Below are 18,185 nucleotides of genomic sequence, written 5' to 3' on the forward strand. Positions count from 1 at the left end.
CCCGCGCCCGGGGCCGCTGCCCAGTGGGCGGTCCATCGCCGCGATCAGCGCGTCACGCCCGGCCCGGATCGGGTCGCGGCTGGGCCGCCGGCTCGCGTCGGACGGTGTGGGCAGGCCGTGGCCGCCGAGGTCGCGCCCGCTGCGGCTGACCACCGGGCCTTGGCCCGCGGTCGGGTCCTGGCCGAGGATCTGCGTGGGCCGCTCGGCGCACAGGTATTGCGCCATGTCGTCGTGGGGCGTGACGGACTGCCGGTTGCGGTCGAGCTCCCACACCGCCTGCGCCGTGGCCTTGCCGGACGGCCATGTGGCCACGACCCGCCAGGTGCCGTCCTCTCTCCGGTATGCATCCCAAGAGATCTTTTCGGTATCGATGCCGTGCTGCGCCAACCGGCCGTCCACGACATCGGCCAGGGTCGTGCCCTTCTCCGAAGTCTTCAGCCGCGTGCGGCGCGCGTGCTGGGCGAGCATCGCCCGCTCCTGCAGCACCGGCCCCGCGTAGCGCAGCACCCGGTCGACCGGCACACCGGCGATGCGCGCGACGTCGTCGGCGCTCTCACCACTGCGGATGCGGGCCTGGATGTCGCGCGGCGAAAGGTTGTTGTTGGCGTCGAACGCCACCGCGGCGATCGTGACCGTGCCCGAACCGGGAGCCCGGTTGGGGTCGAGTGCGCCGCTGACCCGCTCGTCGATGGGCAGGGAGAGCAGCCGGCCGACCTCGTCCGCGAGCACGAGCGCCTGACCGTCCTCGGACAGGGCAACGAACCGTACTGGTCGCACGCTGTCCTCCATCCCCTCGGCTCAGCCGCGGACGGGGGATTGCCCACGGCGTGACGTTCCTCCGTGACACCGTACGTGGCGAGCGCCGAATATGGCACCCGCCACGCCGTCTTTCCCCCAGCAAGTGAGCCCGGATCAGCCGCCACGGACATTGCGCCGCTGTAGAAGGGGCGGCGGTGAGCTCGCTTCGGTTCGCTGTGCGCCCGGTCTCACTTGCGCCAGGAGCACGGCTTCGCCCGAGCGGAGCTCGACGATTCGGGTCTAGGCCCGTTCGATCACGTAATCGATGCAGGCCGTGAGCGCGGCCACATCTGCCGGATCAACGGCAGGGTAGAGCGCGACGCGCAGCTGGTTGCGGCCCAGCTTGCGGTATGGCTCGGTGTCCACGATCCCGTTGGCGCGCAACGTCTTCGCCAGTGCCGCCGCGTCGACCTCGTCGGTGAAGTCGATCGTCGCGACGACGTTGGAGCGCAGCCCGGGATCAGACACGAACGGCGTGGCATAGGACGACTTCTCCGCCCAGCCGTAGATGATCTCAGCGCTCTCGGCCGTGCGGCGCACCGCCCAGCCGAGCCCGCCCCGCTCGTTCATCCAGTCGGTCTGCTCGGCCGCGAGGAACACCGTGGCCAGCGCGGGCGTGTTGAGCGTCTGCTCCAGCCGCGAATTTTCGATCGCCGTCACCAGATCGAGAAACGCCGGAATGTAGCGACCCGAGCCCTTGATCTCCTCAGCCCGCGCGATCGCCGCGGGCGAGAGCAACGCGATCCACAGCCCACCGTCCGAGGCGAAACACTTCTGCGGCGCGAAGTAATACACATCGCTCTGAGTCAGCTCGACGGCCAACCCACCCGCTGCCGACGTCGCGTCGTGCAGCATCAACGCGCCCGAATCGGCACCCTCCACCCGCTGCACCGGCACCGCGACACCGGTCGAGGTCTCATTATGTGGTACGGCATAGGTGTCCACGCCGCCCTCGGCCACCAGAAACGCGGCCGCGCCCGGCTCACCCTTGCGCACGGTGGGCTCGCCAAGGAACGGCGCGTCCTTGACCGCCTTGGCGAATTTCGCCCCGAACTCGCCGAACGTCGCGAGCTGGGCCCGGTCGCGGATCAGCGAAAACGCGGCGACCTCCCAGAACGCGGTCGTGCCGCCGTTGCCCAGCACCACCTCGTAGCCCTCGGGCAGGGAGAAGAACTCGGACAGCCCGCGTCGCAGCCGCGCCACCTGATCTTTGACCGGCTTCTGCCGGTGGGATGTGCCGAGGAAGCCCGGGGCCGCATTGCCCAGCGCCTCCACCGCCGACGAGCTCACCTTGGACGGGCCGCAGCCGAAGCGACCATCGGTGGGCAGGAGCTCAGCGGGTATGCGAAGCGGTTCAGCCATGCCCGCATCTTTTCACGTCAACCGAGCATGATCCGCACCCCGCCCCAGCCATTGGACCGTGACGGTGAACACTCACAACCCGTGGGGGATGGAGTTCCAGCCTTCGACTTCGGCGGGCTTGCGGGGGCCGTGGCCGACGTAGCGCGCGGCCGGGCGGACCAGGCGCTGCAGCTTCTTCTGCTCCAGGATGTGCGCCGACCAGCCGGCCACCCGGGCGCAGGTGAACATCGACGTGAACATGTGCGCCGGCACCTCGGCGAAGTCGAGCACGACCGCTGACCAGAACTCGACGTTGGTTTCGAGCACCCGATCGGGTCGGCGGGCGCGCAACTCGGCCAACGCGGCCTTCTCCAGCGCCTCGGCCACCTCGAACCGGGGTGCGCCCAGCTCCTTGGCCGTGCGGCGCAGCACTCGGGCGCGCGGGTCCTCGGCCCGATAGATGCGGTGACCAAAGCCCATCAGCCGCTCGCCCCGGTCGAGCACGCCCTTGACGTAACCCTCCGGGTCGCCCGAGCGCTCCACACCCTCGATCATGTGCAGCACGCGCGACGGCGCCCCGCCGTGCAACGGGCCGGACAGCGAGCCGATGGCCGACGAGATGCACGCCGCCACGTCGGCGCCCGTCGATGCGGCGATCCGCGCGGTGAAGGTCGAGGCGTTGAGCCCGTGCTCGGCGGCCGAGATGAAGTAAGCATCGACGGCCTTGACGTGCCTCGGGTCGGGCTCCCCGCGCCAGCGCTTCATGAATCGCTCGACGATCGTCGAAGCCTTATCAATCTCTTTTTGCGGTACGGCCGGCAGCCCCAGCCCGCGCGCCGACTGCGCGACGAACGAAAGCGCGGTCACGGAGACCCGCGCCAGGTCCTCCCGGGCCTGGTCATCGGAGATGTCGAGCAGCTGCCCCAGACCCCAGTAGGGCGCGAGCATGGCGACCGCGGACTGCACGTCGACGCGGATGTCGCCCGAGTGCACCGGCACCGGGAACGGCTCGGCGGGCGGGAGCCCCGGCCCGAACTTGCCGTCCGCGAGCAGCGCCCACACGTTGCCGAACGAGACCTGCCCGATCAGGTCTTCGATGTCCACACCCCGATAGCGAAGCGAGCCGCCCTCCTTGTCGGGCTCGGCGATCTCGGTTTCGAAGGCTGTGACGCCCTCAAGGCCCGGCTTGAAGTCGGACATCTTCACTCCTGGTGTTCATCGACGTTGACTCGCGCAGTGTTTCGAGCACATCTTGCCGCGCCAACCGCCCGTTCGCCATCCATGAAGCCGTGTACAAGATGATGGCGTGATGAGTAGCACACCGGGGAGCGGCCCGATCCATCTGTGGCGGATGCGTCAGGAGTACGAGGGTGGGCTGTCCGAAGCCGACCTCGCGCCCGACTGGATCGCGCAGTTCAGCCGGTGGATGGCCGAGGCCGTGGGCTTCGGGCTGCCCGAGCCGAACGCGATGATCGTGGCCACGGCGACCCCCGACGGGCGGCCGAGCGCCCGTTCGGTGCTGCTCAAGGAGTTCGACGAGCACGGGCTGGTGTTCTACACCAATTACGACTCCCGCAAGGGGCGCGAGGCAGCGGCGAACCCGCAGGCCAGCCTGGTGTTCCCGTGGTTTGCGATGCACCGCCAGGTGGTGGTCGTTGGCCGGGTCGAGCGGGTGAGCCGGGAGCAGAGCGCGGCCTACTTCGCCTTGCGCCCGCGCGAGTCCCGCCTCGGCGCGTGGGCGAGCGCCCAGTCCCACGTGCTGCCCGACCGGGCCGCGCTTGACGCCGAGTTCGAGCGGGTGAGCGAGCGCTTCCCGGATGAGGTGCCGCTGCCCGACAACTGGGGTGGGCTGCGGGTCGTGCCCGACGAGGTGGAGTTTTGGCAGGGCCGGCGCAACCGGCTGCACGATCGCCTGCGCTACCGGAGAATCGATGCCGGATGGAAGGTGGAGCGGTTAGCGCCCTAGAACATATAGGGTTCCCGTCGTGGCAGCCAGTGGAGCGCAATGGACCATCCGGCGGGGCGACCAGACCGCGGTGATAGTCGAGGTCGGCGGTGGTCTGCGGACCTACGCGGCCGGCGGCGAGGAGATTGTCGACGGTTACGGCGAGGACGAGCTTTGTCCCGGCTCGGCCGGGCAGATCCTGGCGCCGTGGCCCAACCGGCTACGCGACGGTGCGTTCCGGTTCGAGGGGGAGTCTTATCAGGTACCGCTTTCGGAGCCCAGCCTGCACAACGCGCTGCACGGTCTGGTGCGCTGGTCGAGCTGGCACGCCGAGGAGGTCGCCGACGACTCGGTGACCGTGTGGCACCGGTTGCACCCGCAGCCGGGCTACCCGTGGGAGTTGTTGCTGCGCGCCAAATACAGCATTGACCAAAGTGGACTGACGGTGCGGCACACCGCGCGGAATCTGAGCGGCTGCCCCGTGCCGTTCGGATTGGGCACCCATCCATATGTGCGCATTCCGGGGGTACCACTAAACGACCTTGAATTGTCTTTTCAGGCGCGCACGAGGCTGCTCGTCGACGGCCGCCAGCTGCCGATCGGCGCCGCCAAGGTGGCCGGGGGCGATTACGACTACTCGACGCCCCGGCGGATCGGCACGACTGAGCTGAACACGGCCTTCGGTGAGCTGTCGCGGGACGGCACCGGTCGGGCCGCCGTAACATTGACCGCGCCCGATGGGCGGGGCATCGTGGTGTGGGCCGACGGGGCGTTCAAGTGGTGGCAGTTGTTCACGGGGGAGTCGCTGCGGGGCGAGAGGCGGCGGCGCGCGCTCGCGATCGAGCCGATGACGTGCCCGCCCGACGCGTTGCGCTCCGGGCGCGACCTGATCACGCTGCAGCCGGGCGAGGAGTGGGCTGGCGAGTGGGGGATCGGCAGGGTGCAGCACGCCGGCGCGACGAACCTGCTCGAAAGGCTTGCCTGATATGGAGTTTCGTGATGTCGTGCGGCGGCGCAGGATGGTCCGGCGCTACGACCCCGACCGTGCCGTGCCGGAGGAGGTCGTGCAGCGGCTGCTCAAGCACGCGACACGGGCCCCGTCGGCCGGTTACTCGCAGGGCTGGGCGTTTCTGGTGCTGCGGACCCCGCAGGAGCGCGAGCTGTTCTGGACTGCGACGGCCGGCCGGCGACGGGTGCTGGCGAAGTGGCTGGAGGGCATGCGCACCGCACCACTGATCATCGTCGCGCTGTCGAACAAGTCGGCATATCTGGATCGCTATGCGGAGGCCGACAAGGGCTGGACCGACCGTAGCGAGGCCCGCTGGCCCGTGCCGTACTGGGACATCGACACCGGCATGGCCGCGCTGATGATGCTGCTGACCGCGGTCGACGAGGGGCTGGGGGCGTGCTTTTTCGGGATCATGCCGGAGCAATTGGCCGACTTCAAGGCGGCGTTCGGCGTGCCCGCTGAATACACTCCGGTCGGGGCGGTCTCGGTCGGCTACCCGGCAGAGGACAATATCCGTGGGTCATCCCATAGGGGGCGGCGTCCATTGGACGAAGTCGTTCATTTCGGGCACTGGAGGGCGCCGGATAGGCTGTCATAGGTCCGACACGGGAGAGCAGCCGGTTAAGGGGGGAACTTGATCTTCAAAGCGGTGAGGGACGGGCGCCCCTACCCTGATCACGGTTACACGCTCAAGCAGTGGGCCGAGATCCCACCGCGCCCGGTGCGCTTGGACCAGTTGGTGACGACCAAGCTCGAGCTCGGCCTGGATCGCGTGCTCGCGACCGACTCCACGTTCTACGGCGATCTGTTCCCGCACGTGGTGGAGTGGAAGGGCGAGCTTTACCTGGAGGACGGGCTGCACCGCGCGCTGCGGGCGGCGCTGCAGCAGCGCCACCAGATCCACGTGCGCGTGCTCGTGATGAGCTAGCTGAAGGCCGACAGGCCGGTGAGCTTGGCGCCGATGACCAGCTGGTGGATTTCTGACGTGCCCTCGTAGGTCAGCACGCTCTCCAGGTTGTTGGCGTGGCGCAGCACCGGGTACTCGCCCGAAATCCCATTGGCGCCAAGGATCGTGCGGCACGTGCGCGCGATGGCCAGGGCCTCGCGCACGTTGTTGAGCTTGCCGGCGCTGACCATCTCCGGCGTGCGGTGCTCCTGCCTGCCGATGTGCAACGCCAGCAGGTACCCCTTGAAGAATTCGAGGGACATGTCGGCGAGCTTGGCCTGAGTCAGCTGGAATCCGCCGATCGGCCGGCCGAACTGGGTGCGAGTGCGGGCGTAGTCGATCGCGGTCTCCAGGCAGTCGCGTGCCGCCCCGAGTGACCCCCAGATGATGCCGTAGCGGGCCTCGGTCAGGCAGCTGAGCGGGCCTTTCAGCCCTTTTATGGAAGGGAGCACCGCGTCGTAGGGCAGGCGCACGTCGTCCAGGCCGATCTCGCCGGTCGAGCTGGCCCGCAGCGACAGCTTGTTATCGATCTCGCGAACGCTCACGCCGGGCGTGCCCATCGGCACGATGAAGCCCCGGATGCCCTCCTCGGTGCGGGCCCAGACGACGGCGAGATCGGCGACGGGCGCGTTCGTGATCCACATCTTGCCGCCGTGCAGCACCCAGTCGTCGCCGTTTCGATAGGCCCTTGTGGACATGGACGCCGGATCGGAGCCGTGATCGGGCTCGGTCAGGCCGAAACAGCCGATGTATTGACCCTTCGCCATGCCCGGAAGCCATTGCTGCTTCTGCTCTTCGGAGCCGTACCGCCAGATCGCATACATGGCCAGCGACCCCTGCACGCTGACCAGCGATCGCACACCCGAGTCGGCCGCCTCCAGCTCCATGCACGCCAGGCCGTAGGAGACCGCGCTCGCCCCGGCGCAGCCATAGCCTTCGAGATGCATGCCCAGCAAGCCGATGTTGCCGAACTCGTTTGCGAGCTCGCGGATCGGGGCATGTCCATGTTCGTACCACTGGCGCACGAACGGGCGGACCCGTTGATCCACCAGCCGCCTGACCACGTCACGGATCTGACGCTCCTCATCGGAGTGCAGGTCATCGAGGCCGAGGAGATCCAGGGTGTTCATGTGTAGCAGGTTAGCCTTACGGTAGTCGCCATGACCGAACCCACCAAGGTGTTGCGTGAGCGCCGCAACTTCGGGCGGCGTGTGTTCTGGACCCTGCTGATCGTGGGCCTGGTGGGCGCGATGCTCATCGGAGTGAGCGCGGTCAACCTGGTCCCGTGGCTGAAGAATCCGTTCGCGAACCCGTTCCCCGAGCAGACGACCGATCGCAGCCAGCCGCCGATCCTGTTGTCGATCAAAGACTTGGCCCGGTTTGTCGCGGCCGAGGGCAACTTCGAGGTGGTCATCGACCTCAAGAAGGATCGCAAGTATGTGCCCGACTGGCTGATCAACCAGCGCACGCTGTTCGTGGCGGCCGGGACGGTCGAGGCATACGTCGACTTCAGCGGCCTGACCGACGACAAGATCAAGGAGTCGGCCGACCGCAAGTCCGTGGAGATCATATTGCCCGCGCCGCAGCTGGCCGACCCCAAGCTGGACATCGATCGCAGCTACGTGTTCGCCGAGGAGCGCGGCCTGTTCAACAAGATCGGCGACTTCTTCGACGGCGACGCCAACCGGCAGCGCGAGACGTTGCTGGTCGCCAACGAACGCATCAAGGCCGCGGCGGCGGCGAGCACGCTGACCACGCGGGCGCAGGAAAACACGCGCAAGACGCTGGAGGGCATCCTCCGCTCGCTGGGCTACACGATCATCGTCGTGACGTTCCAAAACGGCAGCTAGGCTAGGCTGGTCCGGTGATCAGCGTCTTCGATCTGTTCAAGGTGGGCATCGGGCCGTCCAGCTCGCACACGGTCGGGCCGATGCGCGCCGCCAACCGGTTCGTGGCCGGACTCAAGGCCGACGGGCGGCTGGTCGACGTGGCGCTGATCCGGGCCGAGCTGTTCGGCTCGCTGGGCGCGACCGGGCACGGGCACGGCAGCGAAAACGCCGTCTATCTGGGGCTTGGCGGGGAGGAGCCGGAGACCGTCGACACCGCCGGCGTCAACGAGCGGGTCGCCGAGATCCGGCGGGAGCTGAATGTCGAGCTCATCCTGCACAAGCGGCGCACGCTGCCGTACCACCCAAATGGCATGATTTTCACGGCCTTGGACGGGGGCGGGGCCTGCATTCGGGAGCGCACGTACTACTCCGTCGGCGGCGGGTTCGTGGTCGATGACGTGACGGGCCAGCTCAAAACCGACGACACGGCGGTGAGATATCCGTTCAAGACGGGCGCGGAGCTGCTCTCGCACGGATTGCCGATCAGCGAGGTCATGCTGGCCAACGAGCTGGCCTGGCGGTCTTCGCAAGACGTGACCAATGGGCTGCTGCACATCTGGCAGGTCATGCAGGAGTGCGTGCAGGCCGGGTGCACGACCGAGGGCACGCTCCCGGGCGGCCTGCGCGTCGCGCGGCGGGCGGTGTCGCTGAAGCGGCAGCTGGAGTCGGAGCATTTCGCCACGGATCCGTTGCGAGTCATGGATTGGGTGACCCTGTTCGCCTTGGCGGTAAACGAGGAGAACGCGGCCGGCGGGCGCGTCGTGACGGCCCCGACCAACGGCGCGGCGGGCATCATCCCGGCGGTGTTGCACTATTACGCCCGCTTCGTGCCCGGCGCCTCGGACGCGGGCGTGGTGCGGTTCCTGCTCACGGCAGGCGCGATCGGTGTGCTGTTCAAGGAGAACGCGTCGATCAGCGGGGCCGAGGTCGGATGCCAGGGCGAGGTGGGCTCCGCGTGCTCGATGGCCGCGGCCGGGCTGACCGAGGTGCTGGGCGGCACTCCGGCACAGGTCGAAAACGCCGCGGAAATCGCGATGGAGCACAATCTCGGCCTGACGTGCGACCCCGTGGGCGGCCTGGTGCAGATCCCGTGCATCGAGCGCAACGCGGTCGCGAGCATCAAGGCCATCACGGCCGCCCGCATGGCCCTGCGCGGCGACGGCAATCATTTTGTGTCGCTCGACAAGGTCATCAAGACGATGCGCGAGACCGGCGCCGACATGAAAGTCAAATACAAGGAGACTGCGCGCGGCGGCCTCGCGGTCAACGTCATCGAGTGCTGAAACGCCGGGGTGGCTTCCGGATGGTGGCTACCGTGAGGCCATGGGGGCCAGCATGGCCAGCGGTGTTTGGGGGGCATCGCGGCGTCCTGCGCAGCCGGGAGCGCGATGAGCGATGCGCTGCGGGCGTACAAGGATGTGGTGTCATCGCCGTAATGTCTTGCGCATGCGCGCGAGCGGGATCGTGACTCCGCTCGATGATTCGAGCACCTGCTCGACGAAGGTGAAGCCTGCGGCGGCATACAGCGGCTGGCCTGCCATCGTCGCCATGAGTTCGAGCACGGTGAATCCTTCGGCCGCGGCGGCGGTCTCGCAAAGCGAGAGCACGGCTCGGCCCACGCCGCGCCGGGTGAACGCGGGATGGGTGTACATCGCGCGGATCTTCGCGGGTTCGGTTGCGGGGTCGAGCAATCGCGCGTCGCGGCCGGCCGACTGGTCGCCGCCGTACAGGGTGGCACGCCGGCTCCAACCGCCACAGCCGGCGATCCGCCCGTCGAGTTCGACCACGAAGTAGGTTTGGTCCTCGATCAGTTGGGTGTCCAGGCCCATAATCGCGTGGCTGGCGCGGATCTGCGCGGGATCGAGGAAGCCGTGCTGTAGCTCGTCGATCGCCTCGGTGATCAGGGTGCGCAGCTCGGGCAGGTCTTCGCGGGTCGCCAGGCGGCCAACAGGGGTCACGACAGCAACACTAGATTGGTCCCGTCATGATGCCGGATGGCGGGATGTATGCCCGCGTGCAGTGCGTCCCGCACGCGCACGGCGAACGCCTCGCTCATTTCGGACATCGCCTGCTGCGGTGTCCACCAGGCTACCTCGGCCGCCTCGTCGGTCGGACATGCTTGGCCCGCAACGGGTTCGGCGTGCATCACGATGGTCACGATGCCGTGGGCCATGTTCTTGTAGACTCCGGTCAGGCGGGTGGGCCGCACCGAAATCCCGGTCTCCTCAAGCACTTCGCGGCTCAGGCCGTGCTCGATGGTCTCGCCCAGCTCCAGCACTCCGCCGGGCACCTGCCAGGCCCCGTTGTCGCGCCGCTTAATCACCAGCACGTGTCCTAATCGGTCGGTCACCACGGCGGCCACACTCACCGAGTGGCGGCTCGGCTCGTACATCGAGGTTCTCCTTGTCCTGGTCAGCTGGGCCAACGCTAACCCATCCGCGCGGTTGATTGCCCGATCAGGGAATCGGGTCAAGCAGTTTCACGCCATCGTGATGACGGACGCTGGGCACGTCGGAATCCAATAGCGCGTCCAGGATCCGTAGCGCGAAGGCGGGCGTCATCAGTTCGGCGACCTGCTCCCTGGTCCACCACGCAACGTCCTCCGACCGCGCCGTCCGGTGCGCCTCCCCGCCCACCATGTCGGCCCGGAACACCAGCGCGACCACACCGAGCTTCATGTTCTTGTACACCCCGGTGAGTAGGCCCGGCCGCACCTGCACCCCGGTCTCCTCGCGTACCTCCCGGATCAGCCCCTGCCCGAGGGTCTCGTCCTGGCGGAGAACCCCGCCGGGCAGCTGCCATTCCCCGTTGTCGACGCGCTTCATCACCAATACCCGCCCCAGTTCGTCGGTGACGACCGCGACCACACTCACGGAGTGGCGGTAGCGCAGATCCATGGATGCCTCCAGAATCGATTAGGTCGATTATGGATACCATCCTCCATCCGTGTGCGCAAGAGCCCCGTCATGCGAAACGTTTCTCCACGCCGACGCGACCTCGCTGCTCAAGGCAGGGCCGCTTGCGCAGCATCTTGGGAGCGCCGTCGTCGCCAATGCGCCAAGAGACTGGAGTTCTGGATGCGCCGAAATGCCTCGCTATAGGCGATGCCTATCACCACACAGGCCAGCAAGACTGACACGCCAGCCATACCACGCTGCTCCAGGCGCGAGAAGACCTGCCAATGCATTACATAGATGAACAGCGACGCGCTGGCAACAGTGCCGACCGCGATATTGACCAAGCGGATGCTCGGCACGGTCTTCACCCATACCAGAAGGAGCAGGCCAGCGATGATCACCAGCGTGCGCTCGCGTGACAGGAAGAACTCAGGCACCGTCAAGACGATCGCCAGTGACACAACGAGCCGATGCCACACCTTGGTGGCCCGCGCGGCTGCCCAACCGGTGGCAAAGACCCAGAACAACATGACGATGGTTCTCGGATCATATTGCGTTGGAGAATGAAGGCTGAAGCCAAAGGCCATCACGGGACCGGACATCATCAAACTTGCCGGGAGCGCGAACGGATACCGCCGTTCCAGCCGGGCACCCCACGGCGTGCTCAGCACGGCTGCACAAATGACCAGGTAGTAGATGAGCACCTCCAGGAACCAGAAGTGCCACTCCGCGCGAGAGTTGTCCGTGCCGATCAGATAATTGGCCATGAGGAGATTCACCGGCGAATAGACGTCAAACACCAGCAACGCGCCCACGATCCAGAAGAACGACGGCAGCCAAATACAGCGATGCTTTGTGCGATGCGGCGAAGCCGTGTCCCGATCACCTGGGGCTATATCGAGGCAAGGGCCCAGAAGCGCGGTCGGCCGCGGCCAGTTAATGATTCGTGGATAGCCGCAGTGTGCATCACGCGTGGAATCCCGCTGATTACCTTTAACGTCAAGGATTTTGAGGATTTCGCTGTGTTCGAAGGCCTTCAGCTCGTCGACGGCGGCCGTGCTGTTCGTCCCTGAACATATTCTGTTCCGGATAGCGATCGAATAGCGGCGCTGGCTTAGGAAACAGGATCCATACGCCCCCCGGCATTGCCGCTACCTGTACGGGTGGCTGACACGATCAGCGTTTGTCCAAGACCATTGCACGCATTTGGCGCAGCCGGACCGCTGCCGACCTCAGCCGTATGCGATTGTCCTATCGGGTAGCCGCTCGATCCTGTGGCGATATCTCACCGCTGCATTCACCGGTCGATGCGCCAGCCGTCAACCAACGTTTGTGCAGGTGCCAATAGCGTTTCTCATCGACTGCGGCAGGGTCGTCGAGGAGTGTAATGAGTTGTCCGCCGCCTGGAGTGCGTTTCACGTATGGGGTGATCTCAGGCAGCGGAAGGGATGGTAGGGCTCGTGTGAGATCTGGACCGAGGTAGGTTGACCACCCCAGCCAGGACGGCCATGTGCCGGGCGCCATGCTTTGGTCAAAAACACCGGCCCGATCCCAGACCTTTCGAGCAATGACTCGTCAGCGATGCGGCCATGCATGACGTCAAGCGACTCCGCTCCGTCAACCCACATCGCGGTCCTTTGCTGATACAAGCGTCGAAACTCGTCGGCTGGCATCTTCGGCCGGCCCTTGCGATAGGTCCACGCGGAGTCCAGATACCAGGTGACGGTGATTCCATCGCCGACCCGGTCTGGCTCCCGTTGGCAGTAGAGGAAGCTATCAACATCACTGCTCCAGAGAGTTAGGTGATGGATGCCGGCGGCGACACCCGCGATCGCTTCGCCATCCTCGTTGAGAAATAGATGCTCTTCTCCATTGAAGACGGTTATGGTGCCCAAGGGGTTTCGGGTAGAGAAGCCGTGCTTGCGAGCCAGCTCAATGACGTCGTTGACCACCCCTCTATCGGCCGGTTGGCCCGAAGGCGCAACTCCCAGCTCCAGTCCCATCCCACCACGAAAGCATGCCTACTGAGGTGGCTCACCGCCATCCAGTTCGGCAACCTTCGGGACAGCGGATTGGGAAAGGCTTCTTCATCAGGTGCCTCGGCCCTGGCACTCGACTCTCCCCGTCTAGATCATTCCGTGAATATGCCGCGTTCTCCGCTGAGCGAGCGCATACCACCGCCACGGGATCATGCGACTAGAGGCGCTGGTGGATGCGGGCCGATCGATTGGAGGCGAAGGCGGCCCGGCACCGCATGGGCTGTGCTCGTCATAGTGATCAGCTCCTGACATGCCGCACTACGCTCGACTACACTGTAGTCATGACCGCTCCACGTTCCGTCCGTTTTGACGAGGCGGTGCTGTCCCGGCTCGACAAGTACGTCAGGGAGCACCCTGGTTCGTCGTCATCGTCGGTCGCCAACATGTTCATTGACGAATCACTGCGCGCCTATGAGCACCCCGGGATCGTCTTCCGCCCTGGGCCAACCGGTCGACGCGCCGCCCTGGCCGGCGGTCCCGACGTCTGGGAGGTCATCGCCGCACTGAATGCCATCCGCGACGAGAGCCCGGATCTCGACGGGGAAACCCTGGTGGATGAGCTGGCTACCGTCACCGGCTTGAGCCAGGCCCGAGTGAGCGTCGCCTTGCGTTATTACACGGCCTACCCGGCCGAGATCGATGAACGCATTGCCCGCAACACTGAGGTGGCCGAGCGAGAAGAGCAATTGTGGGCAGCCCAGCAAGCGCTACTGAGGCGGCGGAAGCCTTGACAGGGTTGCTGCTCGACGAGATGTACCCGCCTGCTCTCGCGAAGCGGCTGCGCGACATGGGCCATGATGTCCTCGCCGTGTTGGACGTCGAGGTAGGGCTTGCCTCCAGAAGCGATGACGACGTACTGGCCTGGGCCGCGCGTAACAACCGATGCGTGGTTACCGAGAACATCAGCGACTTCGCACGCCTCGCAGCTCAAGGCGCCACCCACGCCGGCCTCATCTTCGTCTCTGCGCAACGGTTCCCGCGCACCGCCCGCGGACTCGCACGGCTTGGCGATGCCCTCGACGCGCTATGCGCCGCGAAGCAATTGCCAGGTGCGGATGGCGTAATCTGGCTCGCCGCCGAAGACTAACGATTCACTGCAACACGCAGCGGAGTGAATGGCTCTTGGCTCGGGAACCAGGTGCCCTTGCCTGGCGAGATGCTATCTACCAGCCAGAAGTCTCGTCGTGGTCCGGATGCCCTGAGATGATTGCATGCTCAGCGCAGCGAATGACCAAGAACGTTCCGATGACTATGCGACGTTGAACTCAACCCAGCGGAGCGGGCGTTCTTCGGCGCGATCTACTTCGTGGATCTGCGGCCGGGCGAGGCGATGGGGCTTCGTGAGCAGGACTGCCACCTTCCAGCCTCGTGCCTGGACTGCAAGGCGGACTTGACGCACGACTACTCCCGCGTGTGGTCCCTCGTTCGCCAGATCGCGCTGAAACCCGCTCAGGTCATGTCGGTGCTCGCTGGCACAGCCTATGACCTGCGCCACGCATGCCTGTCGCTGTGGCTCGACGCCGGGTTCCCGGACGGAGGTTGCCAACCGGGCCGGAAACTCCGTCGAAGTCCTGCTCAAGGTCTACGCGAAGTGCATAGACGGAGACGAGCAGCTCGTGAATCGGAGGATCGAGAAGGCGTTGCGAGGCGAACAGCTGTGATCTTCAGATACAGTCAGAGGTGGCCGAACTCCGGCCGCTTCTTGCTTTGCGAGCTGGGAAAAACTGCTCCTAGATCATTCCGTGAATGTTCCGCGACTGGCGACAAACAGGGCCGGTCATGGCGTCTGGTGGCAGCTGGTGGCACTGGCGTTCTAATTGCTCGCGGTGCATGTGCCCAGCGAGGGGTCCGTTTTGCCTGATCAAATGGTGGCCCTGGCAGGATTCGAACCTGCGACGCACGGTTTAGGAAACCGTAAACCATCTGCGTTCGGAAGCCTCTTCACCTGCTTGGATACAGTTCGTTCAGTTACGCGGCGGAGATCATTGCTCACATTTTGCATAGAACTACGTGCAAGGGTTCACCTAGACACCTTCATTCCGGGCCTCATCCCGTCTACGTGCTGCATCCTGTGCACGTCGTTCCGCCTTGTCGATGTCAGCGGCCAGTGCAGCAGAGGCAATTGTCCAATCGAACGGTAGATCAGAGCTTCCGCTGGGTAAGCGGTCCCACTGTTCATCGAAGTAGTTCTTGGCGATACGCGCACGTTCCAGGCGCTCATTGATGGATTGAACATCCCTTATCAGACGGCGGTACTTGATATCGGTGATAGGCGTGTCGAGAACCATAGCGTCAAGGTAGGAGAACCGCTGCACCATTGACTTATACATGTAACTGCCTATGGTCGTGATGCGAAACGGCCCGTTGAAGGTATCTCCTTCTGGCGCAGATAGTAGGCCACGAGAAAGCGCTATTGCAATCTTTGGGGCTATCTGTTCCTGGCTGAAGCCAGCTGATTGACCGAATGATCGGATCACCGAAGATTCAACATAGCCCAAGCTATCACCCGCGACACCCTCGGCTTCGACACACGACAAGACCATGAGAAGTAGAAAGTGTTCCCGGCCATCGTCTGTATCGATGTCGAAAACGTTGCAAATTTTACTCTCGGAGGGAACATAATAGTTGTAGTCGCCATAAATAATGGCTCGCATGAACTCATGTATCGGAACTCTGTATACGCCACCGCGCTCAGCTATCTCAACCATACGTTGAACAGAAACGAACGGACTACCGATAAACGTGTTCAGGTACTCAAGCGCGGATCTGACATTTCCTCCGCTCAGATTATCAATGATCTCATTGAGTTCCCTGTTTTCTTTGAACGCCTTAATTAACGCTTCTAGCACGGCCCGCATCGCTGGAGCGTTGACGCTGAATTGTGTTGCGAAAGCGCCTGATCCCGCTGCTTGCAGGAGCTTCTCATGCGCCCACTCAAGTCGGCGCAATATCACTTGATCGATCTTTGGAGGCGATACGGTAAAAACCTTGAGCGGGTACGCCGACAGCGACCCTTTTGTCTTGGACTCATACAACGTTTTGGGGCGGAGCGAAACAAACACAGTCCCAGGCCAACCATCCGCTAGAGACTCTGCTATCAGGAATACCTCTTCTTGGTATGAAGGTTGCCTTTGATCGATGTTATCAAGTACGAAGATCGGTGAACGCCGCTTCTTCTTCCGGAGGTGCTCAAATGTCTTCTTCAAGTGAGCTTCTGTGCGGCCTGTTAAGCCGATCAGGTATTCAATCTCCTTCTCGCGATAGAGGGTCGGGTTCAGATCCGCATACTCACCTACAGGACTCTTTCGCAGTAGCTCAAGTTCCTTTTTGTAGACCGCCCTAACAAATTCGGATTCTTCGAAGTCGACGTGATGTATTTCTCTGAGTTGCTCGACTAAGCGCCGCGTGACGTACGATTTGAGGTCCGTTGCGAGGGCAGGCTCGCGGCCGAAGTCGATATAGAACACGTATGCATTGTTGAGAAGATCGCGTGCCTCAACCTCAAGAAGGTGTCGAATAAACATGCTCTTTCCGACACCAACGTCACCAACCAGTACTATCGGGCGATTGCTTAGCGCCTCCGTCATTGTAATGGCGGTCAATGACGGATTGATGCCCAACCTGGTTGTCACGCTCTCGGGCTTGGCTTGGACTGAGCGTTCAAGAGCGGCGTACCGCGATCGGAGAATTTCTTTGCTAACCGCAGAATATTGAGATAACGCACCGGTGGCACAGTAACAGTTCTTTATAAAGTCGGCCGAAATTGACCGAGATCTTCCCAGGTCCTGAAGGAACAACTCGCCAAGTTGCTTAAGGTCGGTTTCTAGATGAGTTCGTATGCGCAGAGTCTTGTAACCTTGAATCTGATCAGATGGCTTGGGCGGTGGTAGTGCCCGAGGAGATTTTCCTAGGAGGTGTCGCTGTAAAGTCTTTAATCCAATTCCTTCGCGAGATAGGTTATTCCAGAGGCTATCGAAATCCGCCAGCATTTCGTCGAGCGACGAAAACAACAGTGCCCTTCCGTTGAGCGGAGGTACTCCGTCCTGTCGAGAGGCATAGAATGCAACTAGTTGGCGACCATTCGTAAGTACGGCAATGGGCACGCCACGGTCCTGGCAGTAGCGCAGAACCTGTCGGACTGCCTTGTCACAAAGCGGGTCGTCTCGAAGGCTACGAAGATCAACTGAGCGACGTCCGGCAAGACCCGCCGGTAACGTGAAGTGCACTCCTTCGCGTTTCGCCTCAACTACCACCTCTGGTGTGGGTGCCCCGAGGACATAGTCGGCGTATTCGCCATCTTCGTAGTGTTCGGCTGTGACTGAGGAAGGACTCCAGTCGAGACAGTCATGCAGTAAGCGGTCGATGATACGATGCCTAGTAGTGGCTTCATTCAGGGAATCGCTACCAAGCTCGCGGATCAGGTCCTGGAGCTTGTGCTTACCGCTCATGTATCGGTCCACAGCCGCTCTCCTCTCAAGAGCGCTAATTCTACGAGCATAAAACTCGGGAAAGCTACCTAGTCAGTAGCGTGGCTGTTTCGTCTGCGAAGCTACTTGCGCAAACAAGATTCTTTCGTCCATCCCCGTCCGCCATCGGCCCGCCCTTGCGCGGGCCCGACAGGTTCCGGCTCGGCTTGCCCCGGGTCGATGGAGGATGGGATGGTCACCATCCTGGGGGCCGGAGCGCTTTCGCCGGAGGCATTGAGTTTCAGCCACTCACGGAGTTAGATGGGAAGGGCCGTCAAAGGCCCGACCGCTCCTCCGCGGGAGCTACTCCGGGTGGCCACGACGGTGCGTGGTAAATAAAAGATCTTCCAAACTTTTGATCTTGAAATTTACAGCATGCCGCCACTGGGCATGACGGTCGCCAGCGCGTGACCTCGGCGCACCGGTGATCAGTATGCCCGAAATGTCAATCGTTGATCTTTCATCTGGTGAAAGGCTGCTGCTGACTGGCGGCCGGCAGCGCCGCGGGCCGGAGGCATGAGCAGGCGCGTGCCGGGCCGCGGTGGCCGCGCTTGCGCGGCCCTTGACCTCGTATGGAAAGTTTCGACAGCCAACGACGAGTGGTTACGGCGAGCATGTTTGCAGATGAGAACGCTTGCCTGATGTCGAACTCCGTGGCTGGGGTCTACGGATGGTCCGTCAGTCGCTCCAACGTGGATCGTGCCGATCGGCGCAACCAGCCGCCGCTGTGATGTCACGGCCGTCGAATCGCTATGGTCGATGGCAAGCCGACCCGGAGCGCAGGGCCGAAGGCCCGAGCACCGGAAGCGGCGCGGCAGTCAGAAAGAACTTCGCCTCTGCTCTCTTAGTTGATCA

Annotated in this window: 18 protein-coding genes; 8 read left to right on the plus strand and 10 right to left on the minus strand. The window is 63.9% G+C overall.

The annotated features are described in order from the left end of the window. The 3 genes from sepH to DM816_RS07540 all read right to left on the minus strand — a co-directional run. Nucleotides 1-777, minus strand: a 777-nt coding sequence (gene sepH, locus DM816_RS07530) for a septation protein SepH (RefSeq protein ID WP_162907208.1), incomplete at its 3' end; no start/stop codon positions are given. A gap of 261 nt (nt 778-1,038) precedes the next feature. Further along, entirely contained in the window at nt 1,039-2,160 is a 1,122-nt protein-coding gene (gene serC / locus DM816_RS07535) for a phosphoserine transaminase (RefSeq protein ID WP_117209426.1), read from the minus strand. A 72-nt stretch (nt 2,161-2,232) separates the two neighbouring features. Beyond that, entirely contained in the window at nt 2,233-3,339 is a 1,107-nt protein-coding gene (locus DM816_RS07540; protein WP_117209472.1) for a citrate synthase 2, read from the minus strand. A 109-nt stretch (nt 3,340-3,448) separates the two neighbouring features. On the opposite strand from DM816_RS07540, the gene pdxH reads away from it, so the two are divergent. From pdxH to DM816_RS07560, 4 genes are read left to right on the plus strand one after another with little or no spacing between them, the layout of a single operon-like run. Continuing rightward, nucleotides 3,449-4,105, plus strand: a complete 657-nt coding sequence (gene pdxH, locus DM816_RS07545) for a pyridoxamine 5'-phosphate oxidase (protein ID WP_425455222.1) — start codon at nt 3,449-3,451, stop codon at nt 4,103-4,105. Nucleotides 4,106-4,124: 19 nt separating this feature from the next. Then, nucleotides 4,125-5,069 carry an aldose 1-epimerase family protein gene (locus tag DM816_RS07550; RefSeq protein WP_117209427.1) on the plus strand — a complete coding sequence of 315 codons (945 nt, stop codon included), beginning with the start codon at nt 4,125-4,127 and terminating at the stop codon, nt 5,067-5,069. A gap of 1 nt (nt 5,070) precedes the next feature. Next, complete coding sequence (locus tag DM816_RS07555; RefSeq protein WP_117209428.1) at nt 5,071-5,691, plus strand: nitroreductase family protein; 621 nt, start codon at nt 5,071-5,073, stop codon at nt 5,689-5,691. 36 nt (nt 5,692-5,727) lie between these two features. Further along, complete coding sequence (locus DM816_RS07560; RefSeq protein ID WP_117209429.1) at nt 5,728-6,021, plus strand: type II toxin-antitoxin system VapB family antitoxin; 294 nt, start codon at nt 5,728-5,730, stop codon at nt 6,019-6,021. Here DM816_RS07560 and DM816_RS07565 read toward each other — a convergent pair. Beyond that, complete coding sequence (locus tag DM816_RS07565) at nt 6,018-7,169, minus strand: acyl-CoA dehydrogenase family protein (RefSeq protein ID WP_117209430.1); 1,152 nt, start codon at nt 7,167-7,169, stop codon at nt 6,018-6,020. The two genes, DM816_RS07560 and DM816_RS07565, sit on opposite strands and share 4 nt — an antisense overlap. A gap of 30 nt (nt 7,170-7,199) precedes the next feature. On the opposite strand from DM816_RS07565, the gene DM816_RS07570 reads away from it, so the two are divergent. Next, nucleotides 7,200-7,889, plus strand: coding sequence for a DUF4230 domain-containing protein (locus DM816_RS07570; protein WP_117209431.1), 690 nt, complete (start codon nt 7,200-7,202; stop codon nt 7,887-7,889). A gap of 14 nt (nt 7,890-7,903) precedes the next feature. Continuing rightward, the gene (locus tag DM816_RS07575; protein WP_117209432.1) at nt 7,904-9,211 is read left to right on the plus strand and encodes an L-serine ammonia-lyase; all 1,308 of its coding nucleotides are present in this window, start codon (nt 7,904-7,906) and stop codon (nt 9,209-9,211) included. 141 nt (nt 9,212-9,352) lie between these two features. On the opposite strand, the gene DM816_RS07580 is transcribed toward DM816_RS07575, so the two are convergent. The 5 genes from DM816_RS07580 to DM816_RS07605 form a co-directional block, all read right to left on the minus strand. Beyond that, the gene (locus tag DM816_RS07580; protein ID WP_117209433.1) at nt 9,353-9,886 is read right to left on the minus strand and encodes a GNAT family N-acetyltransferase; all 534 of its coding nucleotides are present in this window, start codon (nt 9,884-9,886) and stop codon (nt 9,353-9,355) included. Beyond that, complete coding sequence (locus DM816_RS07585) at nt 9,883-10,320, minus strand: NUDIX hydrolase (protein WP_117209434.1); 438 nt, start codon at nt 10,318-10,320, stop codon at nt 9,883-9,885. The genes DM816_RS07580 and DM816_RS07585 overlap by 4 nt, the downstream gene beginning before the upstream one ends. A 64-nt stretch (nt 10,321-10,384) precedes the next feature. Next, a complete protein-coding gene (locus DM816_RS07590; RefSeq protein ID WP_117209435.1) occupies nt 10,385-10,825 on the minus strand; it encodes an NUDIX hydrolase in 441 nt (146 codons plus the stop codon). A gap of 107 nt (nt 10,826-10,932) precedes the next feature. Further along, on the minus strand, nt 10,933-11,640 hold the full coding sequence (locus DM816_RS07595; protein ID WP_117209436.1) for a hypothetical protein: 708 nt from the start codon (nt 11,638-11,640) through the stop codon (nt 10,933-10,935). A 600-nt stretch (nt 11,641-12,240) separates the two neighbouring features. Next, on the minus strand, nt 12,241-12,828 hold the full coding sequence (locus DM816_RS07605) for a hypothetical protein (protein WP_162907209.1): 588 nt from the start codon (nt 12,826-12,828) through the stop codon (nt 12,241-12,243). Nucleotides 12,829-13,145: 317 nt separating this feature from the next. On the opposite strand from DM816_RS07605, the gene DM816_RS07610 reads away from it, so the two are divergent. Beyond that, entirely contained in the window at nt 13,146-13,595 is a 450-nt protein-coding gene (locus tag DM816_RS07610; RefSeq protein WP_117209474.1) for a hypothetical protein, read from the plus strand. Nucleotides 13,596-13,600: 5 nt separating this feature from the next. After that, a complete protein-coding gene (locus DM816_RS07615; RefSeq protein WP_211588582.1) occupies nt 13,601-13,951 on the plus strand; it encodes a DUF5615 family PIN-like protein in 351 nt (116 codons plus the stop codon). A gap of 937 nt (nt 13,952-14,888) precedes the next feature. Here DM816_RS07615 and DM816_RS42285 read toward each other — a convergent pair. After that, a complete protein-coding gene (locus DM816_RS42285) occupies nt 14,889-17,312 on the minus strand; it encodes an AAA family ATPase (RefSeq protein ID WP_162907210.1) in 2,424 nt (807 codons plus the stop codon). Between the last annotated feature and the right edge of the window lie 873 nt (nt 17,313-18,185).

Source organism: Allorhizocola rhizosphaerae (assembly GCF_003426775.1).
Lineage (GTDB): Bacteria > Actinomycetota > Actinomycetes > Mycobacteriales > Micromonosporaceae > Allorhizocola > Allorhizocola rhizosphaerae.